Below are 21,216 nucleotides of genomic sequence, written 5' to 3'. Positions count from 1 at the left end.
GATGAGCCATCAGAAAAGGCCCTTCCGGCACGGCGTGTCGACTGGATTCCGGACGTTTGCGCAGGTAGAAGGCGTTTTCGTGACGCTGCCGGTCGGGTCGTGCCGAACGGGTGACGGCGAGGGGGCCGGGGTGCGGCCGCGCCGCCGGCGCTACCGGGCCCGCAGCTCCTCCGGCGGCACGCCGTCGTACGCCGCCCGCACCCGTTCCATCAGCTCCTCGTCCACCGCGAACGCCACCCCGTCGACCGCCGTCACGGGTGCGATCGTCCGCGAGCTGGTCGTGAACGCGGCCCGGTAGCGGGAGAGGTCGGCCAGGAGGACCGGTCGCCGGACCGAACCCAGGCGCGGCTCCAGGAGGGCCATGGTGATGCCGTGGAGGCAGTGCGCCGACGGCCACACCAGCGAAGTGCCGTCCCAGAAGGCGATGTTGGAGACCGCTCCCTCGGAGACCTCGCCCGCCGGGGAGGTCAGCAGGGCCTCGTCGTAGCCCGCGCGCCGGGCCGCCTCGCCGTGGTACCGCTGCCCGAAGCCGCCCAGGTGCTTGAGGTGTGCGGCCGGACGCCCGTACGCCACGCTCTTCAGGCGCTGCGGGGCGCCGGGGCCGTCCGGGGCCGGGGCGCGGACGGTCACGACCGTACGGGGTCCCTCGTACACGTACACCCTGACCGAGGCGTCCCGCCGCCCGGCGTTCTCCAGGGCCCCGGCCACCAGCTCCCGGACCCGTCCGCCGTCCAGTCCCCGGCCGAAGAGCTCGCGGGTCGAGCGGTCGAGCCGTTCCAGGTGGAGCCCGAGCCCCTTCACGCGGCCGTCCCGCACCTGCATCGCCGTGAAGTGGCCGTAGCCGCTCATGAGGGCGCCGAGGAGCTCCGGATCGGCCGGCGGGACGCCGTCGGCCTCGATGTGGGCGCGGTCGTCGGCGGGGGAGGCGGGAGGGGTCGTCATGCTCCCACCGTAGGGGCCCGCCCCGGCCCCCTCCGCGCGGCTTCGTGCGGCTTCGTGCGGCTCGGGAAACCCCGTTCCCGGCGACCGCTTGACCTCAACCAAACTTGAGGTACCACGATCACCGGCATGGACCTCACCGACGCCACACGGCCCGCCGTTCCCTCCGCCCCCCTCTCCCTCGCCCTCGTCGTCGCCAGCGACCGCGAAGGCCGGTTCGCCCCCGTCCTCGCCGACTGGTTCCTCGCCCGCCTCGCCGGGCGCGAGGACTTCGACGTCACGGTCGTCGACCTCGCCGGGATCGACCTCCCCACCTCCCTCTCGTACGACCCCTCCCCGGCCGTCCGCGCCGAACTCGCCAAGGTCACCCCGGTCCTGGAGGCCGCCGACGCCTTCGTCGTCCTCACCCCCGAGTACAACCACTCCTTCCCCGCCTCCCTCAAGAACCTGATCGACCGGCACTCCACCGAATGGCAGGCCAAGCCCGTCGGCTTCGTCTCCTACGGCGGGATCTCCGGCGGCCTGCGGGCCGTCGAGCAGCTCCGCCAGGTCTTCGCCGAGATGCACGCCGTCACCGTCCGCGACACCGTCTCCTTCCACCACGCCCACGGCCAGTTCGACGAGGACGGGCGGCACAAGGACCCGGCCGGTGCCGAGGGCGCCGCCAAGACCCTCCTCGACCAGCTCGCCTGGTGGGGGCACGCCCTCAGGGACGCCAAGTCCGTCCGCCCGTACGGCGCGTGAGGAGGCGGCACCGTGCTCTTCCGGCTGCTCCTTCCCCGCCTCCGGCCGTACCGGCCCCTCCTCGTCCTCCTCGTCGCCCTCCAGCTCGTCCAGACCCTGGCCTCCCTCGCCCTGCCCGCCCTCAACGCCGGGGTCATCGACCACGGCGTCCTGCGCGGGGACACCGGCCGGGTCCTCTCCGGGGGCGCCCGGATGGCCGCCGTGACCCTCCTCCAGGTCGCGGCGGCCGCCGCCGCCACCTACGTCGGCGCCCGGACCGCCATGGGCGTCGCCCGCGACCTGCGCTCCGAGGTCTTCCGCCGCGTCCAGGAGTTCTCCGCCCGGGAGCGGGGCCGCTTCGGCGCCGCCTCCCTCATCACCCGCACCACCAACGACGTCCAGCAGATCCAGACGTTCGCCGTCCTCGTCCTGACGATGCTGGTCGCCGCCCCGCTCCTGTGCGCCGGCGGGATCGCCATGGCCCTGCGCCAGGACGTGCCGCTCGCCCTCGTCCTGGTCCTCTTCGTGCCCGTCATGACCGGGGCCGTCGGCACCGTCGTGCTGCGCATGAGGCCCCTCTTCCGGGGGATGCAGCGCCGCGTCGACCTGACCAACCGGATCCTGCGCGAACAGATCACCGGCGTCCGGGTCGTCCGCGCCTTCGTCCGCGACCGGCACGAGCGGGAACGGTTCGCCGCCGCCAACGACGAGCTGTTCGCCGTCGGCCTGCGGGCCGGCCGGTTACAGGCCCTCATGTTCCCCGTCGTCCTGGTGATCTGGGAGCTGACCACGGTCGCCCTCGTGTACGTCGGCGCCCACCGCATCGACTCCGGCGCCCTCCAGCCGGGCGGGCTCGTCGCCTTCCTCGGCTATCTGCTCCAGACCGCCATGTCCGTGATGATGGCCCTCTTCCTCCTGATGCACATGCCGCGCGCCGAGGCCGGTGCCGAACGCGTCCGCGAGGTCCTCGCCACCCGCTCCTCCGTCGTCCCGCCCGCGCACCCGGTCCGCGAGCTCCACGGCCCCGGCCGGCTCGAACTCGACGGCGTCGGCTTCCGCTACCCCGGCGCGGAGGAACCCGTCCTGCACGACGTCGGGTTCGTCGCCCGGCCCGGCGAGACCACCGCGATCGTCGGCTCCACCGGCAGCGGCAAGTCGACCCTCCTCGGGCTCGTGCCCCGCCTCTTCGACCCCACCGAGGGCCGGGTCCTCGTCGACGGCGCCGACGTCCGCACCCTCGACCCCGCCCTCACGGCCAGGACCGTCGGACTCGTCCCCCAGAAGCCGTACCTCTTCTCGGGCACGATCGCCTCCACCCTCCGCCACGGGAAGCCCGACGCCACCGACGAGGAGCTGTGGCACGCCCTGGAGACCGCCCAGGCCGCCGACTTCGTGCGGGAACTCGGCGAAGGGCTCGACGCGCCCGTCTCCCAGGGCGGCGCCAACTTCTCCGGCGGCCAGCGCCAGCGGCTCGCCATCGCCCGCGTCCTCGTCGCCCGCCCCCGCCTCTACCTCTTCGACGACTCCTTCTCCGCCCTCGACCCCCGCACCGACGCCCTGCTGCGGGCCGCGCTCGCCCGGGAGACGGCCGGCTCCACCGTGGTCGTCGTCGCCCAGCGCGTCTCCACCGTCCGCCACGCCGACCGGATCGTCGTCCTCGACCGGGGCCGGGTCGTCGCCACCGGCACCCACGCGACCCTCCTGCGGGACGACCCCACCTACCGGGAGATCGTCCTCTCCCAGCTCACCGAGGAGGAGGCCGCGTGACCACGACCACGAAGCCCCGCGACCCGGCCCCCGATCGCGACGGGACCCGGGACCGGCCCCCCGCCGCGCCCGCCCGCACCGGCCCCCCGCCCCAGCGCGGCCCCGGCCTCGCCGTCCCCTCCCTCGAACGCTCCCTCTCCTTCCGCGCCTCCGGCCTGCGCCTGCTGCGCACCCTCGCCCCCGACCGGGCCCGGCTGATCGCCCTGGTCGCCGCCGGAGCCACCGGCGTCGCCCTCTCCGTCCTCGGCCCCCTCCTCCTCGGCCGCGCCACCGACCTCGTCGTCACCGGCGTCACCCGCCCCGCCGGGGTCGACTTCGCCGCCGTCGGCCGGGTCCTCGCCCTCTCCGCCGCCGTCGTCCTCGGCTCGTCCGTCTTCCTCTGGCTCCAGCAGCGGATCGCCACCGCCGTCGTCCAGCGGGCCGGACACCGGCTGCGCGAGCGGGCCCAGCACAAGCTGGCCCGGCTGCCCCTCTCCCACCTCGACCGGCAGCCGCGCGGCGAGGTCCTCTCCCGCACCACCAACGACATCGACAACATCACCCAGACCCTCCAGCAGGCCTTCAGCCAGATGGTGCGCGCCCTGCTCACCCTGGTCGGCGTCCTCGCGATGATGTTCTGGATCTCCCCGCTGCTCGCCCTCGTCGCCCTCGTCACCGTGCCCGTCTCCCTCGCCGTCGCCGCCTTCGTCGGACGGCGCGCCCAGCCGCAGTTCGTGAAGCAGTGGGCGGTCACCGGCCGGCTCGGCGGCCACGTCGAGGAGATGGTCACCGGCCACACCGAGGTCGTCGCCTTCGGACGGCGCGAGGAGGCCGTGCGCCGCTTCGACGAGCTGGGCGAGGAGCTGTACCGGGCGAGCTTCCGCGCCCAGTTCGTCTCCGGCTTCATCCAGCCCGCCCTGACCTTCGTCGGCAACCTGAACTACGTGGCCGTCGCCGTGGTCGGCGGCCTGCGGGTCGCGAGCGGCACGCTCACCGTCGGGGACGTGCAGGCCTTCGTCCAGTACTCCTACGAGTTCAACGGCCCCGTCACCCAGATCGCCGCCATGGCCAACCTGCTCCAGTCCGGAGTGGCCTCCGCCGAGCGGGTCTTCGACCTCCTCGACGCCGAGGAGGAGACCCCCGACCCGGCCGAGCCCCTGCGCCCCGAACCGCTGCGCGGCCGGGTCTCCTTCGAGGAGGTCTCCTTCCGCCACGACCCCGGCCGGCCGCTGATCGAGGACCTCTCCCTGACCGTCGAGCCCGGCCGGACCGTCGCCGTCGTCGGCCCCACGGGCGCCGGCAAGACGACCCTGGTCAACCTGCTGATGCGCTTCCACGAGCCGACCGGCGGCCGGATCACCCTCGACGGCGTCGACACGGCCGCGATGACCCGCGAGGAGCTGCGCTCCCGCACCGGCATGGTCCTCCAGGACACCTGGCTCTTCGGCGGCACCATCGCCGAGAACATCGCCTACGGGGTCCCCGGCGAGGTCTCCCGCGAGCGGATCGTCGCGGCGGCGCGGGCCGCCCACGCCGACCGGTTCGTCCGCACCCTGCCCGACGGCTACGACACCGTCCTGGACGAGGACGGCGGTGGCCTCAGCGCCGGCGAGAAGCAGCTGGTCACCCTCGCCCGCGCCTTCCTCTCCGACCCGGTGATCCTCGTCCTCGACGAGGCCACCAGCTCCGTCGACACCCGCACCGAACTCCTCGTCCAGCGGGCCATGTCCTCGCTGCGCGCGGGCCGCACCAGCTTCGTCGTCGCCCACCGGCTCTCCACGATCCGGGACGCCGACACCATCCTGGTGATGGAGCGCGGCGCCATCGCCGAGCAGGGCACCCACGAGGAACTGCTCGCCGCCGGAGGGGCCTACGCCCGGCTGCACGCGGCCCAGTTCGCCCGTACGGTGGAGACGTGATCGTCACCGTCCGCACCACCACCGACGCGCGCGCCAAGGCCGACGCCCTGGCGCGCGGCGCCGTCGAGGCCCGGCTCGCCGCCTGCGCGCAGGTCTCGGGGCCCGTCGCCTCCGTCTACCACTGGCGGGGCGCGATCGAGACCACCGAGGAGTGGCAGGTGGAGTTCAAGACCACCGAGGCCCGCTACCCGGCCCTGGAGGCCCACCTCCTCGCCGCCCACGACTACGAGACGCCCGAGATCCTCGCCGCCCGGACCGTCCGGGCGAGCGAGGGGTACGCCCGCTGGGTCGAGCGGGAGACCTCGCCGGACCCGGCGGTCGAGGGCCCGGTGGTCTCCGACGAGCTGCCGTTCTTCGTGTACGGGACGCTCCGCCCGGGCGCGTACAACCACGACCGTTTCCTCGCGGGCCGGATCGGCGCCGAGGCGGACGCCGTGCTGCACGGCGCGGTCCTGTACGACGGGCCCGGCTATCCGTACGTCGTCCCGGCGGCGAAGGGACGGGTGGTCGGAACCCTGCTCACGCCCGCGCCCGGCGCCTACGGCGAGCTGTTCGGCCTCCTCGACCGCCTGGAGCTGCCCGTCGGGTACGAGCGGGTGGCGAAGGACGTCGTACGGACCGGGGACGGGGCGCGGGTGGCCGCCTGGGTCTTCCTGGCGGGCCCGGACGCGCCCCTGGGGCCGGTCATCGAGAGCGGGGACTGGTTCGACCGCCCGTAGCGGCGTTCCCCGCGCGCTCCAGGCGCACCGCGCACACCTTGAACTCCGGCATCCGGGAGACCGGGTCGAGCGCCGGGTTCACCAGCGTGTTGGCCCGGCCCTCGCCCGCCCAGTGGAACGGCATGAAGACGGTGTCCGGCCGGATCGACGCGGTGATCCGGGCGGGCGCGACGGCCCGGCCGCGCCGCGAGACCACCGTGACCCCCTCGCCCTCGGCCACCCCGATCCGCTCGGCCAGCCGGGGGTGCAGCTCCACGAAGGGGCCGGGCGCCGCCGCGTTCAGCTCGTCCACCCGCCGGGTCTGCGCCCCCGACTGGTACTGGGACACCACCCGGCCCGTGGTCAGGACGACCGGGTACTCGGCGTCCGTCTCCTCGGCCGCCGCCCGGTGCGTCACCGGCACGAACCGGGCCCGCCCGTCGGGCGTCGCGAACCGGTCCAGGAACAGCCGGGGCGTCCCCGGGTGCGGAGCGGCGCCCTCCGGGGTCGCCGGGCACGGCCAGAACACGCCCCGCTCCTCCTCGACGCGCCGGTAGTCGATGCCCGCGTAGTCGGCGGGGCCGCCCGCCGAGGCCCGGCGCAGCTCCTCGAAGACCTCCTCGGGGTCGGCCGGGAAGCCCTTCCCGTGTCCGAGGAGGCCCGCGAGCCCGTGCAGCACCTCCAGGTCGCTCCGCACCCCGGCGGGCGGGTCGAGGGCCCGGCGGCGGAGCAGGACGCGCCCCTCCAGGTTGGTCATGGTGCCGGTCTCCTCCGCCCACTGGGTGACGGGCAGGACGACGTCGGCGAGGGCGGCGGTCTCGGAGAGCACCACGTCCGCGACGGCGAGGAAGTCCAGCGACCGCAGCCGCCCCTCGACGTGCGCGGCGCGCGGCGCGGACACCACCGGGTTGGAGCCCATCAGCAGCAGGGCCTTCACGTCCCCGCCGAGCGCGTCGAGGAGTTCGTACGCGCTCCGGCCGGGACCCGGCAGCGACTCCGGGTCGACGCCCCACACCCCGGCCACGTGCGCGCGTGCGGCCGGGTCGTCGAGCTTGCGGTAGCCGGGCAGCTGGTCGGCCTTCTGGCCGTGCTCGCGGCCGCCCTGGCCGTTGCCCTGGCCGGTGAGGCAGCCGTACCCGCTCAGCGGCCTGCCCGCCCGGCCGGTGGCCAGGCACAGGTTGATCCAGGCGCCGACGGTGTCGGTGCCCTTGGACTGCTGCTCGGGGCCGCGCGCGGTGAGGACCATGCCGGTGGGCGCGCCGCAGAATAGGGCGACGGCCTCGCGCAGCAGCGGCACGGAGACGCCGGTGATCCGCTCGACCTGCTCGGGCCAGTGGGACATGGCCCCGGCGCGGGCCTCCTCCCAGCCGGCGGTCCGCTCCCGTACGAACTCCTCGTCCACCCGCCCCTCGGCCACCACGAGGTGCAGCAGGCCGAGGGCGAGCGCGAGGTCGGTGCCGGGGCGCGGCGCCAGGTGCAGGTCGGCCTGCTCGGCGGTGCGGGTGCGGCGGGGGTCGACGACGATCAGCTTCCCGCCGTTCTCCCGCAGTTCGGTGAGGTAGCGCAGGGCGGGCGGCATGGTCTCGGCGAGGTTGGAGCCGACGAGGATCACGCACCCGGTGCGCGGAACGTCCTCCAGCGGGAAGGGGAGGCCCCGGTCGAGGCCGAAGGCCCGCTGGTGCGCGGCGGCCGCCGACGACATGCAGAAGCGCCCGTTGTAGTCGATCTGCGAGGTGCCGAGGACGACCCGGGCGAACTTCCCCAGGGAGTACGCCTTCTCGTTGGTGAGGCCGCCGCCGCCGAAGACCCCCACGGCATCGGGGCCGTGGTCGGCGCGGGTCCGGCGCAGCCCGTCGGCGACGGCGGCGAGTGCCTCCTCCCAGGACGCGGGCACCAGGGCCCCCGTGTCAGGGCTCCGGACCAGGGGCCCGGTGAGCCGGACCCGGGAGGAGAGCACGGAGGGGGCGGTGCGGCCCTTGCCGCACAGGGCGCCCCGGTTGACGGGGAAATCGGTCCGCTCGACCACCTCGGCGGGCGCCTCCGGAGTGCCGGTGGGACGCAGCGACATCCCGCACTGGAGGGCGCAGTAGGGGCAGTGGGTGGGGACGGCGGTGGCGTCGGACATGCCGCAAGCGTGGGACGGGAGTGTTACGCGGGGCGGCGCGGCGTATTACGGGCGCGGGGCCATGCCCTCCGCCGGGCGGGCGGCGGAGGGTGAGGGGTCCCGTCTCAGCGGGTCGGGTCCGGGGAGGCCAGTGCCTCCGTGACGCCCTTCTCCTCCGGGCCGAGGAAGTGCGGATCGGGCCGCAGACCGGCGTCGAGGGCGGCCTTGCCCGCCGCGAACACCTCGCGGGTGGTGCCGTAGTACCAGGTGCGGTCGTGGGGCTCGGCGACCCCGACCCCGTACGCGTCGACGCCCGCCCGGCCGCACAGCGCGACGGCCCGCTTGACGTGGAAGTCCTGGGTGACGAGGACGGCCCGGTCGACGCCGAAGACCTTCCGGGCCCGGACGCAGGAGTCCCAGGTGTCGAAGCCCGCGTAGTCGCTGACGATCCGCCCGTCCGGCACCCCGCGCTCGGTGAGGTACGCGCGCATGGCGCTGGGCTCGTCGTACGCGGTCCGGCTGTTGTCGCCGGTGACGAGCAGGACCCGCACCTTGCCCGTGCGGTACAGCTCGGCGGCGGTGTCGAGCCGGTGCGCGAGGTACGGGGTGGGGCGCCCCTTCCACAGGCCGGCGCCGAAGACGACGGCGACGTCCCGGGCGGGCACGTCCGCGGTGGTGCGGAGCTTCCCCGCGGCGGCCGTGTGCATCCAGGTCGCGGGCAGGAGGGCGAGGACGGCGCCCGCCATCACGGCCTGGACGGCGCGGCGGCGGGCCCGGACGGTGCGGGGGAGCCACCGGGTGAACCGTGCCGGCATGCGGGAACCTCCGTGGACGGGAACGGGTGTGCTGTCACCCCGTCCGACGCGCCTCGGCCGGGTTCGGTTCACCGGACGCCCCGTCTGTTCCGTACAGCACACCCGCCAGGACCAGGCCGCACAGCATCCCGAGGAGCTGCGCGGCGGCGAAGGCGGGCACCGAGGCGGGCGCGATCCCGGTGAAGGAGTCGGAGAGGGAACGGCCGACGGTGGCCGCCGGATTGGCGAAGGAGCCGGAGGAGGTGAACCAGATCGCCGCGCCAATGTAGCCCGCCACGGCGACCGGGGCGAGACCGGGGCGGCCGATGTGGCGCAGCCCCTGGACGACCAGGACGAGCCCGGCGGTGGCGACGGCCTCGCCGAGCAGCAGATGGAGCCCCGAGCGGGGCTCGGTGGCCCAGGCGCCGGGCGCCCGGCCGAACATCGCCTCGGCGAGCAGGGCGCCCGCGACGGCACCCGCGAGCTGGGCGGCGATGTAGGCGAGGGCCTCACGCCCTCCGCTCCCGGGGCGCCGGGACCACCACTCGGAGAGCGTCACGACGGGGTTGAAGTGGGCCCCGGAGAGCGGGCCGATGAGGGCGATGAGCAGCCCCAGACCGAGCGCGGAGGCGGAGGCGTTGGCGAGCAGCCGGACGCCGGTGTCCTGGCTGAGGGAGTCGGCGCGGATGCCGGAGCCGACGACGACGGCGACCAGGGCGGCGGTGCCGATGAACTCGGCGGCGGCGCGCCGGGGGAGCGACGCGGGGGACATTCTCATGGTGGAAAAGATATTCCGTGATTCGGAAGGAAAAAAGGGGGGGAGGGGAGGGGTGCGGGGTCCGTACGATCCGGACCGTGAACACGATGAAGACCGACGATCTCGTCGTCCGCCGCGCGGTCGGCTCCGACGCCGCCGAGGCGGCCGAGGTCTGGCTGCGCTCCTACGCGGCGGCGCTCCCTGGCGTGCGCCGGGCGCACACCGACGACGAGGTCAGACACTGGTTCCGGGAGCTGCTCGTCCCCCACCGGGAGACCTGGGTGGCGACGGCCGGAGACGCGCCCGTCGCCGTGATGGTCCTCGACGGCGAGGACCTGGACCAGCTCTACGTCGACCCGCCGTGGCGCGGCCGGGGCGTCGGCGACCGGCTCGTGGACCTGGCCAAGCGGCGCCGCCCGGCCGGCCTGGAGCTCTGGACGTTCCAGGTCAACGCCCCGGCGCGGCGCTTCTACGAGCGGCACGGCTTCGTCGCCGCCGAGCACACCGACGGCTCGCGCAACGAGGAGCGCGAGCCGGACGTCCGGTACGCGTGGCGCCCGGAACCGTCCTGACAGGACGCGCGCGGCGGCCGTGAGGTCGCGGAAAACAGCCGTGACCCCCGCGCAACGGGCAGGCAACGCGGGACCCGCAGGATCGGTCCATGACGGAGCCGGACAGCACGTTCGACACCACCGCCGAGCTGCTCACCAGGATCACCGAGCAGCTCGGGAACCGGCTCGGCGAGGTGCGTCCGTACGGCGCCCCGCAGGGGAAGCCCCACGAGGAGGTACACCCGCCATGCACCACCGCACCGCCCCCGCGCACCCCCGCACCGCCACCGCCCCCGGCCCCCGCCCGGCGGCTCTCGTCGCCGTCGGTCACGGCAGCCGCGACCCGCGCGCCCGCGCCACCCTGCTCCGGCTCCTCGACCGGGTCCGCGAGCTCCGCCCCGGGCTCGACGTCCGCCTCGCCCACATCGAGCTGAACGCGCCCCTCCTCGACGAGACCCTCGCCGCCCTCGCCGCCGAGGGCCGGGAGGCGGTCCTCGTCCCCCTCCTCTTCGCCCCCGGACACCACGTCACCCACGACCTGCCCGCCGCCGTCGCCGCCGCACCCGGCCTCCGGGCCCGCGTCGCCGAACCCCTCGGCGCCCACCCCCTCCTGGTCGAGGCCCTGGCCGACCGCCTCACCGAGGCGGGCTGGCCCCCGGGGGAGCACGACCGCCGCACCGCCGGCGTCGTCCTCGCCGCCGCCGGCTCCCGCGACCCCCGCTCCGGCGCCGAGACCCGCCGCATCGCCGCCCTCCTCGGCGAGCGCCTCGGCGTCCCCGTCGTCCCCGCGTACGCCTCCGCCGCCGCGCCCACCGTCCCCGAGGCCGTCGCCGCCCTCGCCGCCCGGGGCCGCCACCGGATCGCGGTCGCCTCCTGCTTCACCGCCCCCGGCCTCTTCGCCGCCCGCGCCGCCGCCCACGCCCCCTGGATCGCCGCCGCGCCGCTCGGCGCCCACCCGGCCCTCGCCCGCCTGGTCCTCCACCGCCACGACCGCGCCCTCGCCGCCCCCGCCGTCCGCGGGCGGGAACTCGCCGCCGTCTGAGCGCTTCTGTCGGCCCCTCCGGTTACCTTCGGGGACATGGAAGGCATCAAGGACACCAAGGACAGCACCGACACCCCCGAGACCCCCGGGTACGACTCCGCCGCGACCGAGCGCTGGGACCCCGAGCCCGACAAGCAGCCGGGCCGCACCGCCTTCCAGCGCGACCGCGCCCGCGTGCTGCACTCCGCCGCGCTCCGCCGCCTCGCCGGCAAGACCCAGGTCGTCACCCCCGGCACCCGCGGCCACGCCTGGGACGCCAGCCCCCGCACCCGGCTCACCCACTCCCTGGAGTGCGCCCAGGTCGGCCGCGAGCTCGGCGCCGCCCTCGGCTGCGACCCCGACCTGGTCGAGGCCGCCTGCCTCTCCCACGACATGGGCCACCCGCCCTTCGGGCACAACGGCGAACAGGCCCTCAACGACGTCGCCAAGGACTGCGGCGGCTTCGAGGGCAACGCCCAGTCGCTCCGCCTCCTCACCCGCATCGAGCCCAAGCGCTTCGTCAAGGACGCCGACGGCGAACTCGTCAGTGTCGGCCTCAACCTCACCCGGGCCGCCCTCGACGCCGCCACCAAGTACCCCTGGGGGCGCGGCGGCCACCCCCAGGACCCCGGCTCGCCCAAGTTCGGCGTCTACGAGGACGACCTGCCCGTCTTCGAGTGGGTCCGGCGGGGCGCCCCCGCCCACCGCAAGTGCTTCGAGGCCCAGGTCATGGACTGGTCCGACGACGTGGCCTACTCGGTCCACGACTTCGAGGACGGTCTGCACGCCGGGCACATCGACCCCAACCTCCTCCTCGCCGAGCCCGAGCGCGCCGACATCTGGCAGGTCGCCATCGGCCGCTACGTCCCCGAGGACACCGACCCGCAGGAGCTGGCCGAGGCCCTGGACCGGCTCGTCGACCAGGAGTGGTGGCCGCACGGCTACGACGGCTCGGCCGTCGCCCAGGCCCGCCTCAAGGACGCCACCAGCCAGCTCATCGGCCGCTTCTGCCTCGCCGCCGAGGGCGCCACCCGGCAGGCGTACGGCTCGGGCCGCCTCACCCGCTACGGCGCCGAGCTGGTCGTCCCCCGCGAGACCCGCAACGAGTGCGCCGTCCTCAAGGCCGTCGCCGTCCGGTACGTGATGCAGCGCGCCGAGCAGGAGGCCCTCCGCGCCGACCAGCGGATCATCGTCGCCGAACTCGCCGAGGCCCTCGTCGCCCGCGCCCCCGACGGACTCGAACCGCAGTTCCGCGCCGCCTTCGACGCGGCCCCCGACGATCGGGCCCGCAAGCGCGTGATCGTCGACCAGATCGCCTCCCTCACCGACGCCTCCGCCCGCGCCCTCCACGCCCGCCTGCACCACCCGCCGGTGCGGTGAGGGACCACCCGCCCGCGCGGTGAGGGACCGCACCGCCCTCTTCCGCCGCTCCGCTCCGTGCGGGACGCTCGCAGCGGCCCCGGGGCGGTACGGCCCGAAGAACGCCCGGGGGCGTAGGTTGGAACCGGTCGCAACGAGGAGGAAACGACGTGGTCGACGCAGATCAGACCTTTGTCATCGTCGGCGGGGGCCTGGCAGGGGCCAAAGCGGCGGAGACCCTGCGCGCCGAGGGGTTCAACGGCCGGGTGATCCTCATCGGGGACGAACGCGACCACCCCTACGAGCGCCCACCCCTCTCCAAGGGCTACCTCACCGGGGACAAGGAGCGCGACAGCACCCTCGTCCACGAGCCCGCCTGGTACGCGGCGAACGACGTCGAACTGCACCTCGGACAGGCCGTCACCGCGATCGACCGCGAGGCCCGCACGGTCCGCCTCGGCGACGGCACCGTCATCCGCTACGACAAGCTGCTCCTGGCCACCGGCTCCGAGCCCCGCCGCCTCGACGTGCCCGGCACCGACCTCACCGGCGTCCACCACCTGCGCCGGCTCGCCCACGCCGACCGGCTCCGCCAGGTCCTCGCCGGCCTCGGCCGGGACAACGGGCACCTGGTGATCGCCGGCGGCGGCTGGATCGGCCTGGAGGTCGCCGCCGCCGCCCGCGGCTACGGCGCCGAGGTCACCGTCGTCGAGGCCGACCCCACCCCGCTCCACCGGGTCCTCGGCCCCGAGCTCGGCCAGCTCTTCGCCGACCTCCACGGCGACCACGGCGTCCGCTTCCACTTCGGCGCCCGGCTCACCGAGATCGTCGGCCAGGACGGCCTGGTCCTCGCCGTCCGCACCGACGACGGCGAGGAGCACCCGGCGCACGCCGTGCTCGCCGCGATCGGCGCCGCCCCCCGCACCGCCCTCGCCGAGAACTCCGGGCTCGCCCTCGTCGACCGGGCCGACGGCGGCGGCGTCGCCGTCGACGAGTCCCTGCGCACCTCCGACCCGGACGTCTTCGCCGCCGGGGACGTGGCCGCCGCCCACCACCCGCTGCTCCGCACCCGGCTCCGCGTCGAGCACTGGGCCAACGCGCTCAACGGCGGCCCCGCCGCCGCCCGCGCCATGCTCGGCAAGCCCGTCTCGTACGACCGGGTGCCCTACTTCTTCTCCGACCAGTACGACCTGGGCATGGAGTACTCGGGCTGGGCGCCCCCCGGCTCGTACGACCAGGTCGTGGTCCGCGGCGACACCGGCAAGCGCGAGTTCATCGCCTTCTGGCTCAAGGAGGGGCGCGTCCTCGCCGGGATGAACGTGAACGTGTGGGACGTCACAGAGCCGATCCAGAACCTCATCCGTTCCCGGACGCCGGTGGACCCCGAGGCCCTCGCGGACCCCTCCGTACCCCTGGAGAGCCTGCTCCCGTAGTCACTCCCTCCCCGTAGACTTCACGCGTGGCAGGCAGGATCAACGACGACGACGTGAAGGCGGTACGGGACGCGGTCCCGATCGACGCCGTCGTGTCCGAATACCTCCAGCTGCGCAACGCGGGCGGCGGGAACCTCAAGGGGCTGTGCCCCTTCCACGACGAGAAGTCGCCCTCCTTCCAGGTCAGCCCGAGCAAGGGACTCTTCCACTGCTTCGGCTGCCAGGAGGGCGGCGACACCATCGCCTTCGTGATGAAGATCGACCACCTCTCCTTCTCGGAGACGGTCGAGCGCCTCGCCGCCAAGGCGGGCATCACGCTGCGGTACGAGGAGGGCGGCTACAACCCCGGCCACCAGCGCGGGGAGCGCATCCGGCTGATCGAGGCCCACCAGGTCGCCGCCCGCTTCTACGCCGAGCAGCTCGGCTCCGCCGAGGCCGAGATCGGCCGGAAGTTCCTCGCCGAGCGCGGCTTCGACCAGGCCGCCGCCGAGCACTTCGGCGTCGGCTACTCCCCGGCCGGCTGGGACCACCTCACCCGCTTCCTGCGCGGCAAGGGCTTCTCCGACAAGGAGCTGATCCTCTCCGGGCTCTCCCAGGACGGCCGCCGGGGCCCCATCGACCGCTTCCGCGGCCGGCTCATGTGGCCGATCAAGGACGTCGGCGGCGAGATCGTCGGCTTCGGCGCGCGCAAGCTCCGCGACGACGACAACGGGCCCAAGTACCTCAACACCCCCGAGACCCCGGTCTACAAGAAGTCCCAGGTCCTCTACGGCATCGACCTCGCCAAGAAGGACATCGCCAAGGCCAGCCGGGCCGTCGTCGTCGAGGGCTACACCGACGTCATGGCCTGCCACCTCGCCGGAGTCACCACCGCCATCGCCACCTGCGGCACCGCCTTCGGCGGCGACCACGTCAAGATCCTCCGCCGCCTCCTCATGGACAACGGCTCGGCCCGCGTCATCTTCACCTTCGACGGCGACGCCGCCGGCCAGAAGGCCGCCCTGCGCGCCTTCGAGGACGACCAGAAGTTCGCCGCCGAGACGTACATCGCGGTCGCCCCCGAGGGCATGGACCCCTGCGACCTGCGGCTCGCCAAGGGCGACGAGGCCGTCGCGGACCTGGTCGAACCCCGCACCCCGCTCTTCGAGTTCGCCCTCCGCCAGATCGTGAAGCGGTACGACCTGGAGACCCCGGCGGGCCGGGCCGCCGCCCTGGACGAGGCCGCCCCGATCGTCGCCAAGCTCAAGAACCTGGCCGTGCGGCACGGCGTCGCCGTCCAACTCGCCGGGATGCTCGGGATCATGGACGAGCGGTTCGTCGTGCAGCGGGTCAGCCAGATCGCCCACTGGCAGCGGGACCGCGGCGGCCGGGGCCAGGCGGACGGCCGGCCGCGCCGCGAGGCGCCCCGCATCCAGGCCCCCGTGGCACCGCCGGGCCCCGCGCTCAACCTGCGCAGCCCCGCTCACCGCACCGAGCGCGAACTCCTCAAGCTCGCCCTCCAGCGGCCCGAACTGGTCTCCCCGGCCTTCGACGCCTACGGCATCGACGAGTTCACCGCCCCGCCCTACGCGGCCGTCCGCCAGTGCGTCCAGGACGCGGGCGGCGCCACCGGCGCCCCCGCCGACTACCTCGACGCGGTCCGCGCGGCCGCCCCCGACGACACCGTCCGCGCCCTCGTCACCGAACTCGCCGTCGAGACGATCTTCGCCAAGACGATCGACGAGGTCTACGCGGGCGCCCAGCTCGTCCAGGTCCGCCTCCGGGCCGTCGACCGCCGCATCCGCGACGTCCAGGGCGCCCTGGCCCGCCTCGGCCCGAACGGCGACCCGGAGAAGGTCGCGGCCGTGCAGAACGAACTGTGGGTCCTCACCCAGTACGGGCAGTCCCTGCGGAACGACGGCGCCGCCGCGCTCTGACGCTCGGTCACCCGGCGGACTCAAAAAGTCACCGCACGCCCCTCGTGGCGGCGATGTGTCGTACCCCACACTGGACGACGGTGCCGTTCCGCTCCTCCTGGAGGTCGCCCGCCGTGCAGACCCAGACCGTGCCGCAGGACCAGCAGGACCAGCAGGACCAGCAGGACCGGGCAGAGTCCGTCGAGGACGTGAACGGCGTGGAGGACGCGGAGGAGCCCGCGGTCCGGGCGGCCCCGCGCGGCCGTCCGGACCCCGGCGGCAACGGCCCCTCCTCCGACCTCTTCCGGCAGTACCTGCGCGAGATCGGCCGCATCCCGCTCCTCACCGCAGAGGAGGAGGTCGAACTGGCCCGCCGCGTCGAGGCCGGCCTCTTCGCCGAGGAGAAACTGGCCGGCACCCCGGACCTGGACACCCGCCTCGCGGGCGACCTGGACCGCCTCGTCGTCCTCGGCAGGATCGCGAAGCGCCGGCTCATCGAGGCCAACCTCCGCCTCGTCGTCTCCGTCGCCAAGCGGTACGTGGGCCGGGGCCTGACCATGCTCGACCTGGTCCAGGAGGGCAACCTCGGCCTCATCAGGGCCGTCGAGAAGTTCGACTACGCGCGCGGCTACAAGTTCTCCACGTACGCCACCTGGTGGATCCGCCAGGCCATGTCCCGGGCCCTCGCCGACCAGGCCCGCACCATCCGCGTCCCCGTCCACGTCGTGGAGCTCATCAACCGGGTCGTCCGCGTCCAGCGCCGGATGCTCCAGGAACGCGGCTACGAACCCACCCCCGAAGAGGTCGCCGCCCAGCTCGACCTGCCCCCCGAGCGCATCGGGGAGGTCCTCCGCCTCGCCCAGGAACCGGTCTCCCTGCACACCCCCGTCGGCGAGGAGGACGACGTCGCCCTCGGCGACCTCATCGAGGACGGCGACGCCGCCTCCCCGGTCGAGTCCGCCGCCTTCCTCCTCCTGCGCCGCCACCTGGAGGACGTCCTCTCCACCCTCAACGAACGCGAACGCAAGGTCGTCCAGCTCCGCTACGGCCTGGACGACGGCCGCCCCCGCACCCTGGAGGAGATAGGCCGGCTCTTCGGCGTCACCCGCGAACGCATCCGCCAGATCGAGTCCAAGACCCTCGCCAAACTCCGCGACCACGCCTACGCGGACCAGCTCAGGGGCTACCTGGACTAGTCGCCGAAACCGGCTGCGGAGGGGCGGTCCGGACGGCTCGGGGTACCTGATCGGCCCCCGACTCGTCCTCACGGCCCTGCACGTGGTGCTGCACGACGGCCGCTGGGCGTCACGCGCCTCGGTACGGGTGGGGCACCCGCGGTACGGAGCGGGCGCGGCGTCCCGCCGGACACCGCGCTCGACGTCGCCCTGGAGGAGTTGCTGCCCGACTGCCTGCGTGTGCTGGGCCCCGATCACCCCTCCACCCTGAGGATCCGTAATAACCCCGCCCACTGGCGAGAACGACGGCGACCCGTGCCGTACCCCCCCCACGTACGACACGGGCCCCCGCCGTCAGTCCACCTCCACCACCGCCTGCGCGAACTGCGCCGCGTACAGGCGGGAGTAGGCGCCGCCCGAGGCCAGGAGTTCCTCGTGGGTGCCCTGTTCCACGATCGAGCCGTGTTCCATCACCAGGATCACGTCCGCGTCGCGGATCGTGGAGAGGCGGTGGGCGATGACGAAGGAGGTGCGGCCGTGGGCGAGGCGGGCCATCGCCTTCTGGATCAGGACCTCCGTGCGGGTGTCGACGGAGCTGGTGGCCTCGTCGAGGACGAGGATCACCGGGTCGGAGAGGAAGGCGCGCGCGATGGTGATCAGCTGCTTCTCGCCCGCGCTCACCCCCGCCCCCTCGTCGTCGAGGACCGTGTCGTACCCGTCGGGCAGGGTCCGGACGAAGCGGTCGGCGTGCGCGGCCCGCGCCGCCTCCTCGACCTCCTCCCGGGTCACCGGCCGCGTCGCGCCGTACGCGATGTTCTCCGCGATCGTCCCGCCGAACAGCCAGGTGTCCTGGAGGACCATCCCGACTCCGCTCCGCAGCCGCTCGCGGGACGTCTTCGCGATGTCCACTCCGTCCAGGGTGATCCGGCCGCCCGTCACCTCGTAGAACCGCATGAGCAGGTTCACCAGGGTCGTCTTGCCCGCGCCGGTCGGCCCGACGATCGCGACCGTCTGCCCCGGCTCCACCGTCAGGGACAGGTCCTCGATGAGCGGCTTGTCCTCCTCGTAGCGGAAGGAGACGTGCTCCAGGGCGACCCGGCCGCGCGACTCCAGCGGCTCCTCACCCGTCGGGGCGTCCGGCTCCTGCTCCTCCGCGTCGAGCAGTTCGAAGACCCGCTCGGCCGAGGCCACGCCCGACTGCACCAGGTTCGCCATCGACGCCACCTGCGTCAGCGGCATCGAGAACTGGCGCGAGTACTGGATGAAGGCCTGCACGTCACCGATGGAGAGCGTGCCGCTCGCCACCCGCAGACCGCCGACCACGGCCACCAGGACGTAGTTGATGTTCGAGATGAAGAACATCACCGGCTGCATCACGCCGGAGTTGAACTGCGCCCTGAACCCGGCCTCGTACAGCGCCTCGTTCTGCTCGCGGAAGTCCTTCGCGGACTCCTCCTGCCGCCCGAAGACCTTCACCAGGGCGTGCCCGGTGTACATCTCCTCGACGTGCGCGTTCAGCGTGCCCGTGGACTTCCACTGCTGCACGAAGTGCGGCTGCGAGCGCTTGCCGATCCGCGCCGCCACGAACACCGACACCGGCACCGTCACCAGCGCCACCAGGGCGAGCAGCGGCGAGATCCAGAACATCATCGCGAGCACGCCGACGATCGTCAGGAGCGAGTTGATGAGCTGGCCCATCGACTGCTGGAGCGTCTGCGAGACGTTGTCGATGTCGTTGGTCGCCCGGGACAGCACCTCGCCGCGCTTGGCCCTGTCGAAGTACGACAGCGGCAGCCGCGCCAGCTTCGTCTGGACGTCCTCCCGCATCCGGTAGACCGTCCGGTTGATCACCGTGATCGAGAGCCGGGTGGCCACCAGCATCAGCAGGCCCGCCGCCACGTACACCGCGAGGACCAGGAGCAGCACCCGGCCCACGGCGGAGAAGTCGATCCCCTGCCCCGGGACGAAGTCGACCCCGGACAGCATGTCCGCCATGCCGTCCTGCCCGTCGGCGCGCAGCCCCGCCAGGGTCTCCGCCTTTGTGGCGCCCGGGTCCGTCTGCCGCCCGACCACCCCGGCGAAGATCAGGTCCGTCGCCCGGCCCAGGATCTTCGGCCCGATCACGGAGGCCGCCACCGAGAGCACACAGGCGACCAGCATCACCCAGAGCGCGCCGCGCTCCGGCGCCAGCTGCTTCAGCAGCCGCTTGCCCGAGCCCTTGAAGTCCATCGACCGCTGGTCGGGGCCGCCACCGGCCATCATGCGTCCGCCAGGACCGGCCATCAGGCTGCCTCCGCCTCGGTCAGCTGGGAGAGCACGATCTCCCGGTACGTCTCGTTGTCCGCCATCAGTTCCCGGTGCCGCCCGGTGCCCACGACCCGGCCCTCGTCGAGGACGACGATCCGGTCGGCGTCCCGGATGGTCGACACCCGCTGGGCGACGATCACCACCGTCGAGTCGGCCGTCTCCTCGGCGAGCGCGGCCCGCAGCAGGGCGTCCGTCTCGTAGTCGAGCGCGGAGAACGAGTCGTCGAACAGGTAGATCTCCGGCCGCTGCACGAGCGTCCGCGCGATGGCGAGCCGCTGCCGCTGCCCGCCGGAGACGTTGGTGCCGCCCTGCGCGATCGGCGCGTTCAGGCCGTTCTCCAGGTTCCGTACGAAGTCGGCGGCCTGGGCGACCTCCAGGGCGTGCCACAGCTCCTCGTCGGTCGCGTCGGGCTTCCCGTACCGCAGGTTCGTCGCCACCGTCCCCGAGAAGAGGTACGGCTTCTGGGGCACGAGCCCGACGGTCCTCGCCATGAGGGCGGGGTCGAGGGCGCGGACGTCCACGCCGTCCACGAGGACCTCGCCGCCGGTCGCGTCGAAGAGCCGGGGCACGAGCCCGAGCAGGGTCGACTTGCCGCTGCCCGTCGAGCCGATGATCGCGGTGGTCTCGCCGGGCCGGGCGACGAGCCCGACGTCCTTGAGGACCGGCTCCTCCGCGCCCGGGTAGCGGAACTCCGCACCCCTGACCTCCAGGTGCCCGCGCCGGTCGAGCGCCGTCACCGGCTCGGCCGGCGGCACCACGCTGGAGTCGGTCGCCAGGACCTCCTCGACGCGCTCGGCGCACACCTCGGCGCGCGGCACCATCATGAACATGAAGGTGGCCATCATGACGGCCATCACGATCTGCATCAGATAGGCGAGGAACGCGGTCAGCGCGCCGATCTCCATGTCGCCGCCGTCGATGCGGCGCGCGCCGAACCAGACCACGGCCACGCTGGACACGTTCACGACCGTCATCACCGTCGGGAACATCAGCGCCATCAGCCGGCCGGTCGCCAGCGACACGTCGGTCAGCTCGGCGTTGGCCCCCCGGAAGCGCTCCTCCTCGTACCCGTCCTTCACGAAGGCGCGGATGACGCGGTTGCCGGTGATCTGCTCGCGCAGCACCCGGTTCACCGTGTCGAGGCGGGTCTGCATGGTCCGGAAGAGCGGCCGCATCCGCCGCACGATCAGCGAGACGGAGACGCCGAGCACGGGCACCACCGCGAGCAGCACGCCCGACAGCGGCACGTCCTGGCCGAGCGCCATCACGATGCCGCCGACGCACATGATGGGCGCGGAGACCATCAGCGTGAACGCCATCAGGACCAGCATCTGGATCTGCTGCACGTCGTTGGTCGTACGGGTGATCAGCGACGGCGCGCCGAAGTGCCCCAGCTCCCGGGCGGAGAAGGACTGCACCCGGTCGAAGACGGCGCCGCGCACGTCCCGGCCGAGGGCGGAGGCGGTCCGCGCGCCGTAGTACACGGCGCCGACGTTGCAGACGACCTGGACGACGGAGACGCCGACCATCAGGGCGCCGAACCGGAGGATGTAGCCGGTGTCCCCGTGCACGACACCGTTGTCGATGATGTCGGCGTTCAGGGTCGGCAGGTAGAGGCTCGCGCAGGTCTGCAGGAACTGGAGCAGCACGAGCAGCGCGATGGGTTTTCGGTAAGGGCGCAGGTGGGTTTGGAGAAGTCTTATGAGCACGGGACTTACTATCGCCCGCGGCCCGGGGCCGTTACGACCGGTTTCCGGGGCGGTGGAAAGCCTGGGGAAGTCTTTACGAACGACGC

The 21,216-nt window shown here is 73.8% G+C and carries 16 protein-coding genes and 1 pseudogene; 11 read left to right on the top strand and 6 right to left on the bottom strand.

Going from position 1 to position 21,216, the window contains the following annotated elements; translation table 11 throughout:
- Positions 1 to 150: 150 nt before the first annotated feature.
- Positions 151 to 942, bottom strand: a complete 792-nt coding sequence (locus ACIQD7_RS14570) for an aminotransferase class IV (RefSeq protein ID WP_402441828.1) — start codon at positions 940 to 942, stop codon at positions 151 to 153.
- 126 nt (positions 943 to 1,068) lie between these two features.
- Between ACIQD7_RS14570 and ACIQD7_RS14565 the strand changes: the two genes are divergently transcribed.
- The 5 genes and pseudogenes from ACIQD7_RS14565 (at position 1,069) to ACIQD7_RS14545 (ending at position 6,046) form a co-directional block, all read left to right on the top strand.
- Positions 1,069 to 1,683 carry an NADPH-dependent FMN reductase gene (locus ACIQD7_RS14565; RefSeq protein WP_402441827.1) on the top strand — a complete coding sequence of 205 codons (615 nt, stop codon included), beginning with the start codon at positions 1,069 to 1,071 and terminating at the stop codon, positions 1,681 to 1,683.
- 12 nt (positions 1,684 to 1,695) lie between these two features.
- Positions 1,696 to 3,429: an ABC transporter ATP-binding protein gene (locus ACIQD7_RS14560; RefSeq protein WP_402441826.1), complete on the top strand. Its 1,734-nt coding sequence runs from the start codon at positions 1,696 to 1,698 to the stop codon at positions 3,427 to 3,429.
- The gene (locus ACIQD7_RS14555; RefSeq protein WP_402441825.1) at positions 3,426 to 5,327 is read left to right on the top strand and encodes an ABC transporter ATP-binding protein; all 1,902 of its coding nucleotides are present in this window, start codon (positions 3,426 to 3,428) and stop codon (positions 5,325 to 5,327) included. The genes ACIQD7_RS14560 and ACIQD7_RS14555 overlap by 4 nt, the downstream gene beginning before the upstream one ends.
- Positions 5,324 to 5,632, top strand: a pseudogene (cutA, locus tag ACIQD7_RS14550) (divalent-cation tolerance protein CutA); the annotation flags it as partial. The gene ACIQD7_RS14555 and the pseudogene cutA, both read left to right, overlap by 4 nt.
- 24 nt (positions 5,633 to 5,656) lie before the next feature.
- Entirely contained in the window at positions 5,657 to 6,046 is a 390-nt protein-coding gene (locus ACIQD7_RS14545; protein WP_391054022.1) for a gamma-glutamylcyclotransferase, read from the top strand.
- On the opposite strand, the gene ACIQD7_RS14540 is transcribed toward ACIQD7_RS14545, so the two are convergent.
- The 3 genes from ACIQD7_RS14540 to ACIQD7_RS14530 form a co-directional block, all read right to left on the bottom strand.
- On the bottom strand, positions 6,012 to 8,150 hold the full coding sequence (locus ACIQD7_RS14540; RefSeq protein WP_402441824.1) for a molybdopterin oxidoreductase family protein: 2,139 nt from the start codon (positions 8,148 to 8,150) through the stop codon (positions 6,012 to 6,014). The genes ACIQD7_RS14545 and ACIQD7_RS14540 overlap by 35 nt on opposite strands.
- A 104-nt stretch (positions 8,151 to 8,254) precedes the next feature.
- Positions 8,255 to 8,944, bottom strand: coding sequence for a vancomycin high temperature exclusion protein (locus ACIQD7_RS14535; protein WP_402441823.1), 690 nt, complete (start codon positions 8,942 to 8,944; stop codon positions 8,255 to 8,257).
- A 34-nt stretch (positions 8,945 to 8,978) separates the two neighbouring features.
- Positions 8,979 to 9,701 (bottom strand): aquaporin, encoded by a 723-nt coding sequence (locus ACIQD7_RS14530; protein WP_402441822.1) that lies wholly within the window; start codon positions 9,699 to 9,701, stop codon positions 8,979 to 8,981.
- A gap of 86 nt (positions 9,702 to 9,787) precedes the next feature.
- On the opposite strand from ACIQD7_RS14530, the gene ACIQD7_RS14525 reads away from it, so the two are divergent.
- From ACIQD7_RS14525 to ACIQD7_RS14500, 6 genes are all read left to right on the top strand, one after another.
- On the top strand, positions 9,788 to 10,252 hold the full coding sequence (locus ACIQD7_RS14525; protein WP_121829489.1) for a GNAT family N-acetyltransferase: 465 nt from the start codon (positions 9,788 to 9,790) through the stop codon (positions 10,250 to 10,252).
- Positions 10,253 to 10,478: 226 nt separating this feature from the next.
- On the top strand, positions 10,479 to 11,273 hold the full coding sequence (locus ACIQD7_RS14520) for a sirohydrochlorin chelatase (protein ID WP_402441821.1): 795 nt from the start codon (positions 10,479 to 10,481) through the stop codon (positions 11,271 to 11,273).
- Between the two features lie 36 nt (positions 11,274 to 11,309).
- Entirely contained in the window at positions 11,310 to 12,632 is a 1,323-nt protein-coding gene (locus ACIQD7_RS14515; RefSeq protein ID WP_402441820.1) for a deoxyguanosinetriphosphate triphosphohydrolase, read from the top strand.
- A gap of 149 nt (positions 12,633 to 12,781) precedes the next feature.
- Positions 12,782 to 14,044 (top strand): NAD(P)/FAD-dependent oxidoreductase, encoded by a 1,263-nt coding sequence (locus ACIQD7_RS14510; RefSeq protein WP_402441819.1) that lies wholly within the window; start codon positions 12,782 to 12,784, stop codon positions 14,042 to 14,044.
- Positions 14,045 to 14,070: 26 nt separating this feature from the next.
- Positions 14,071 to 15,960, top strand: a complete 1,890-nt coding sequence (dnaG, locus tag ACIQD7_RS14505; RefSeq protein ID WP_402441818.1) for a DNA primase — start codon at positions 14,071 to 14,073, stop codon at positions 15,958 to 15,960.
- A gap of 197 nt (positions 15,961 to 16,157) precedes the next feature.
- Positions 16,158 to 17,135, top strand: a complete 978-nt coding sequence (locus ACIQD7_RS14500) for an RNA polymerase sigma factor (RefSeq protein ID WP_402442350.1) — start codon at positions 16,158 to 16,160, stop codon at positions 17,133 to 17,135.
- A 333-nt stretch (positions 17,136 to 17,468) separates the two neighbouring features.
- On the opposite strand, the gene ACIQD7_RS14495 is transcribed toward ACIQD7_RS14500, so the two are convergent.
- Both ACIQD7_RS14495 and ACIQD7_RS14490 read right to left on the bottom strand, forming a co-directional pair.
- Positions 17,469 to 19,397 (bottom strand): ABC transporter ATP-binding protein, encoded by a 1,929-nt coding sequence (locus ACIQD7_RS14495; protein ID WP_402441817.1) that lies wholly within the window; start codon positions 19,395 to 19,397, stop codon positions 17,469 to 17,471.
- The gene (locus tag ACIQD7_RS14490) at positions 19,397 to 21,130 is read right to left on the bottom strand and encodes an ABC transporter ATP-binding protein (RefSeq protein WP_402441816.1); all 1,734 of its coding nucleotides are present in this window, start codon (positions 21,128 to 21,130) and stop codon (positions 19,397 to 19,399) included. The genes ACIQD7_RS14495 and ACIQD7_RS14490 overlap by 1 nt, the downstream gene beginning before the upstream one ends.
- Positions 21,131 to 21,216 lie beyond the last annotated feature (86 nt).

It is taken from the genome of Streptomyces sp. NPDC093071 (assembly GCF_044754545.1).
Taxonomy (GTDB): domain Bacteria; phylum Actinomycetota; class Actinomycetes; order Streptomycetales; family Streptomycetaceae; genus Streptomyces.
Note: the sequence above shows the minus strand (reverse complement) of the source record. Positions and strands in the feature narration are given on the sequence as shown.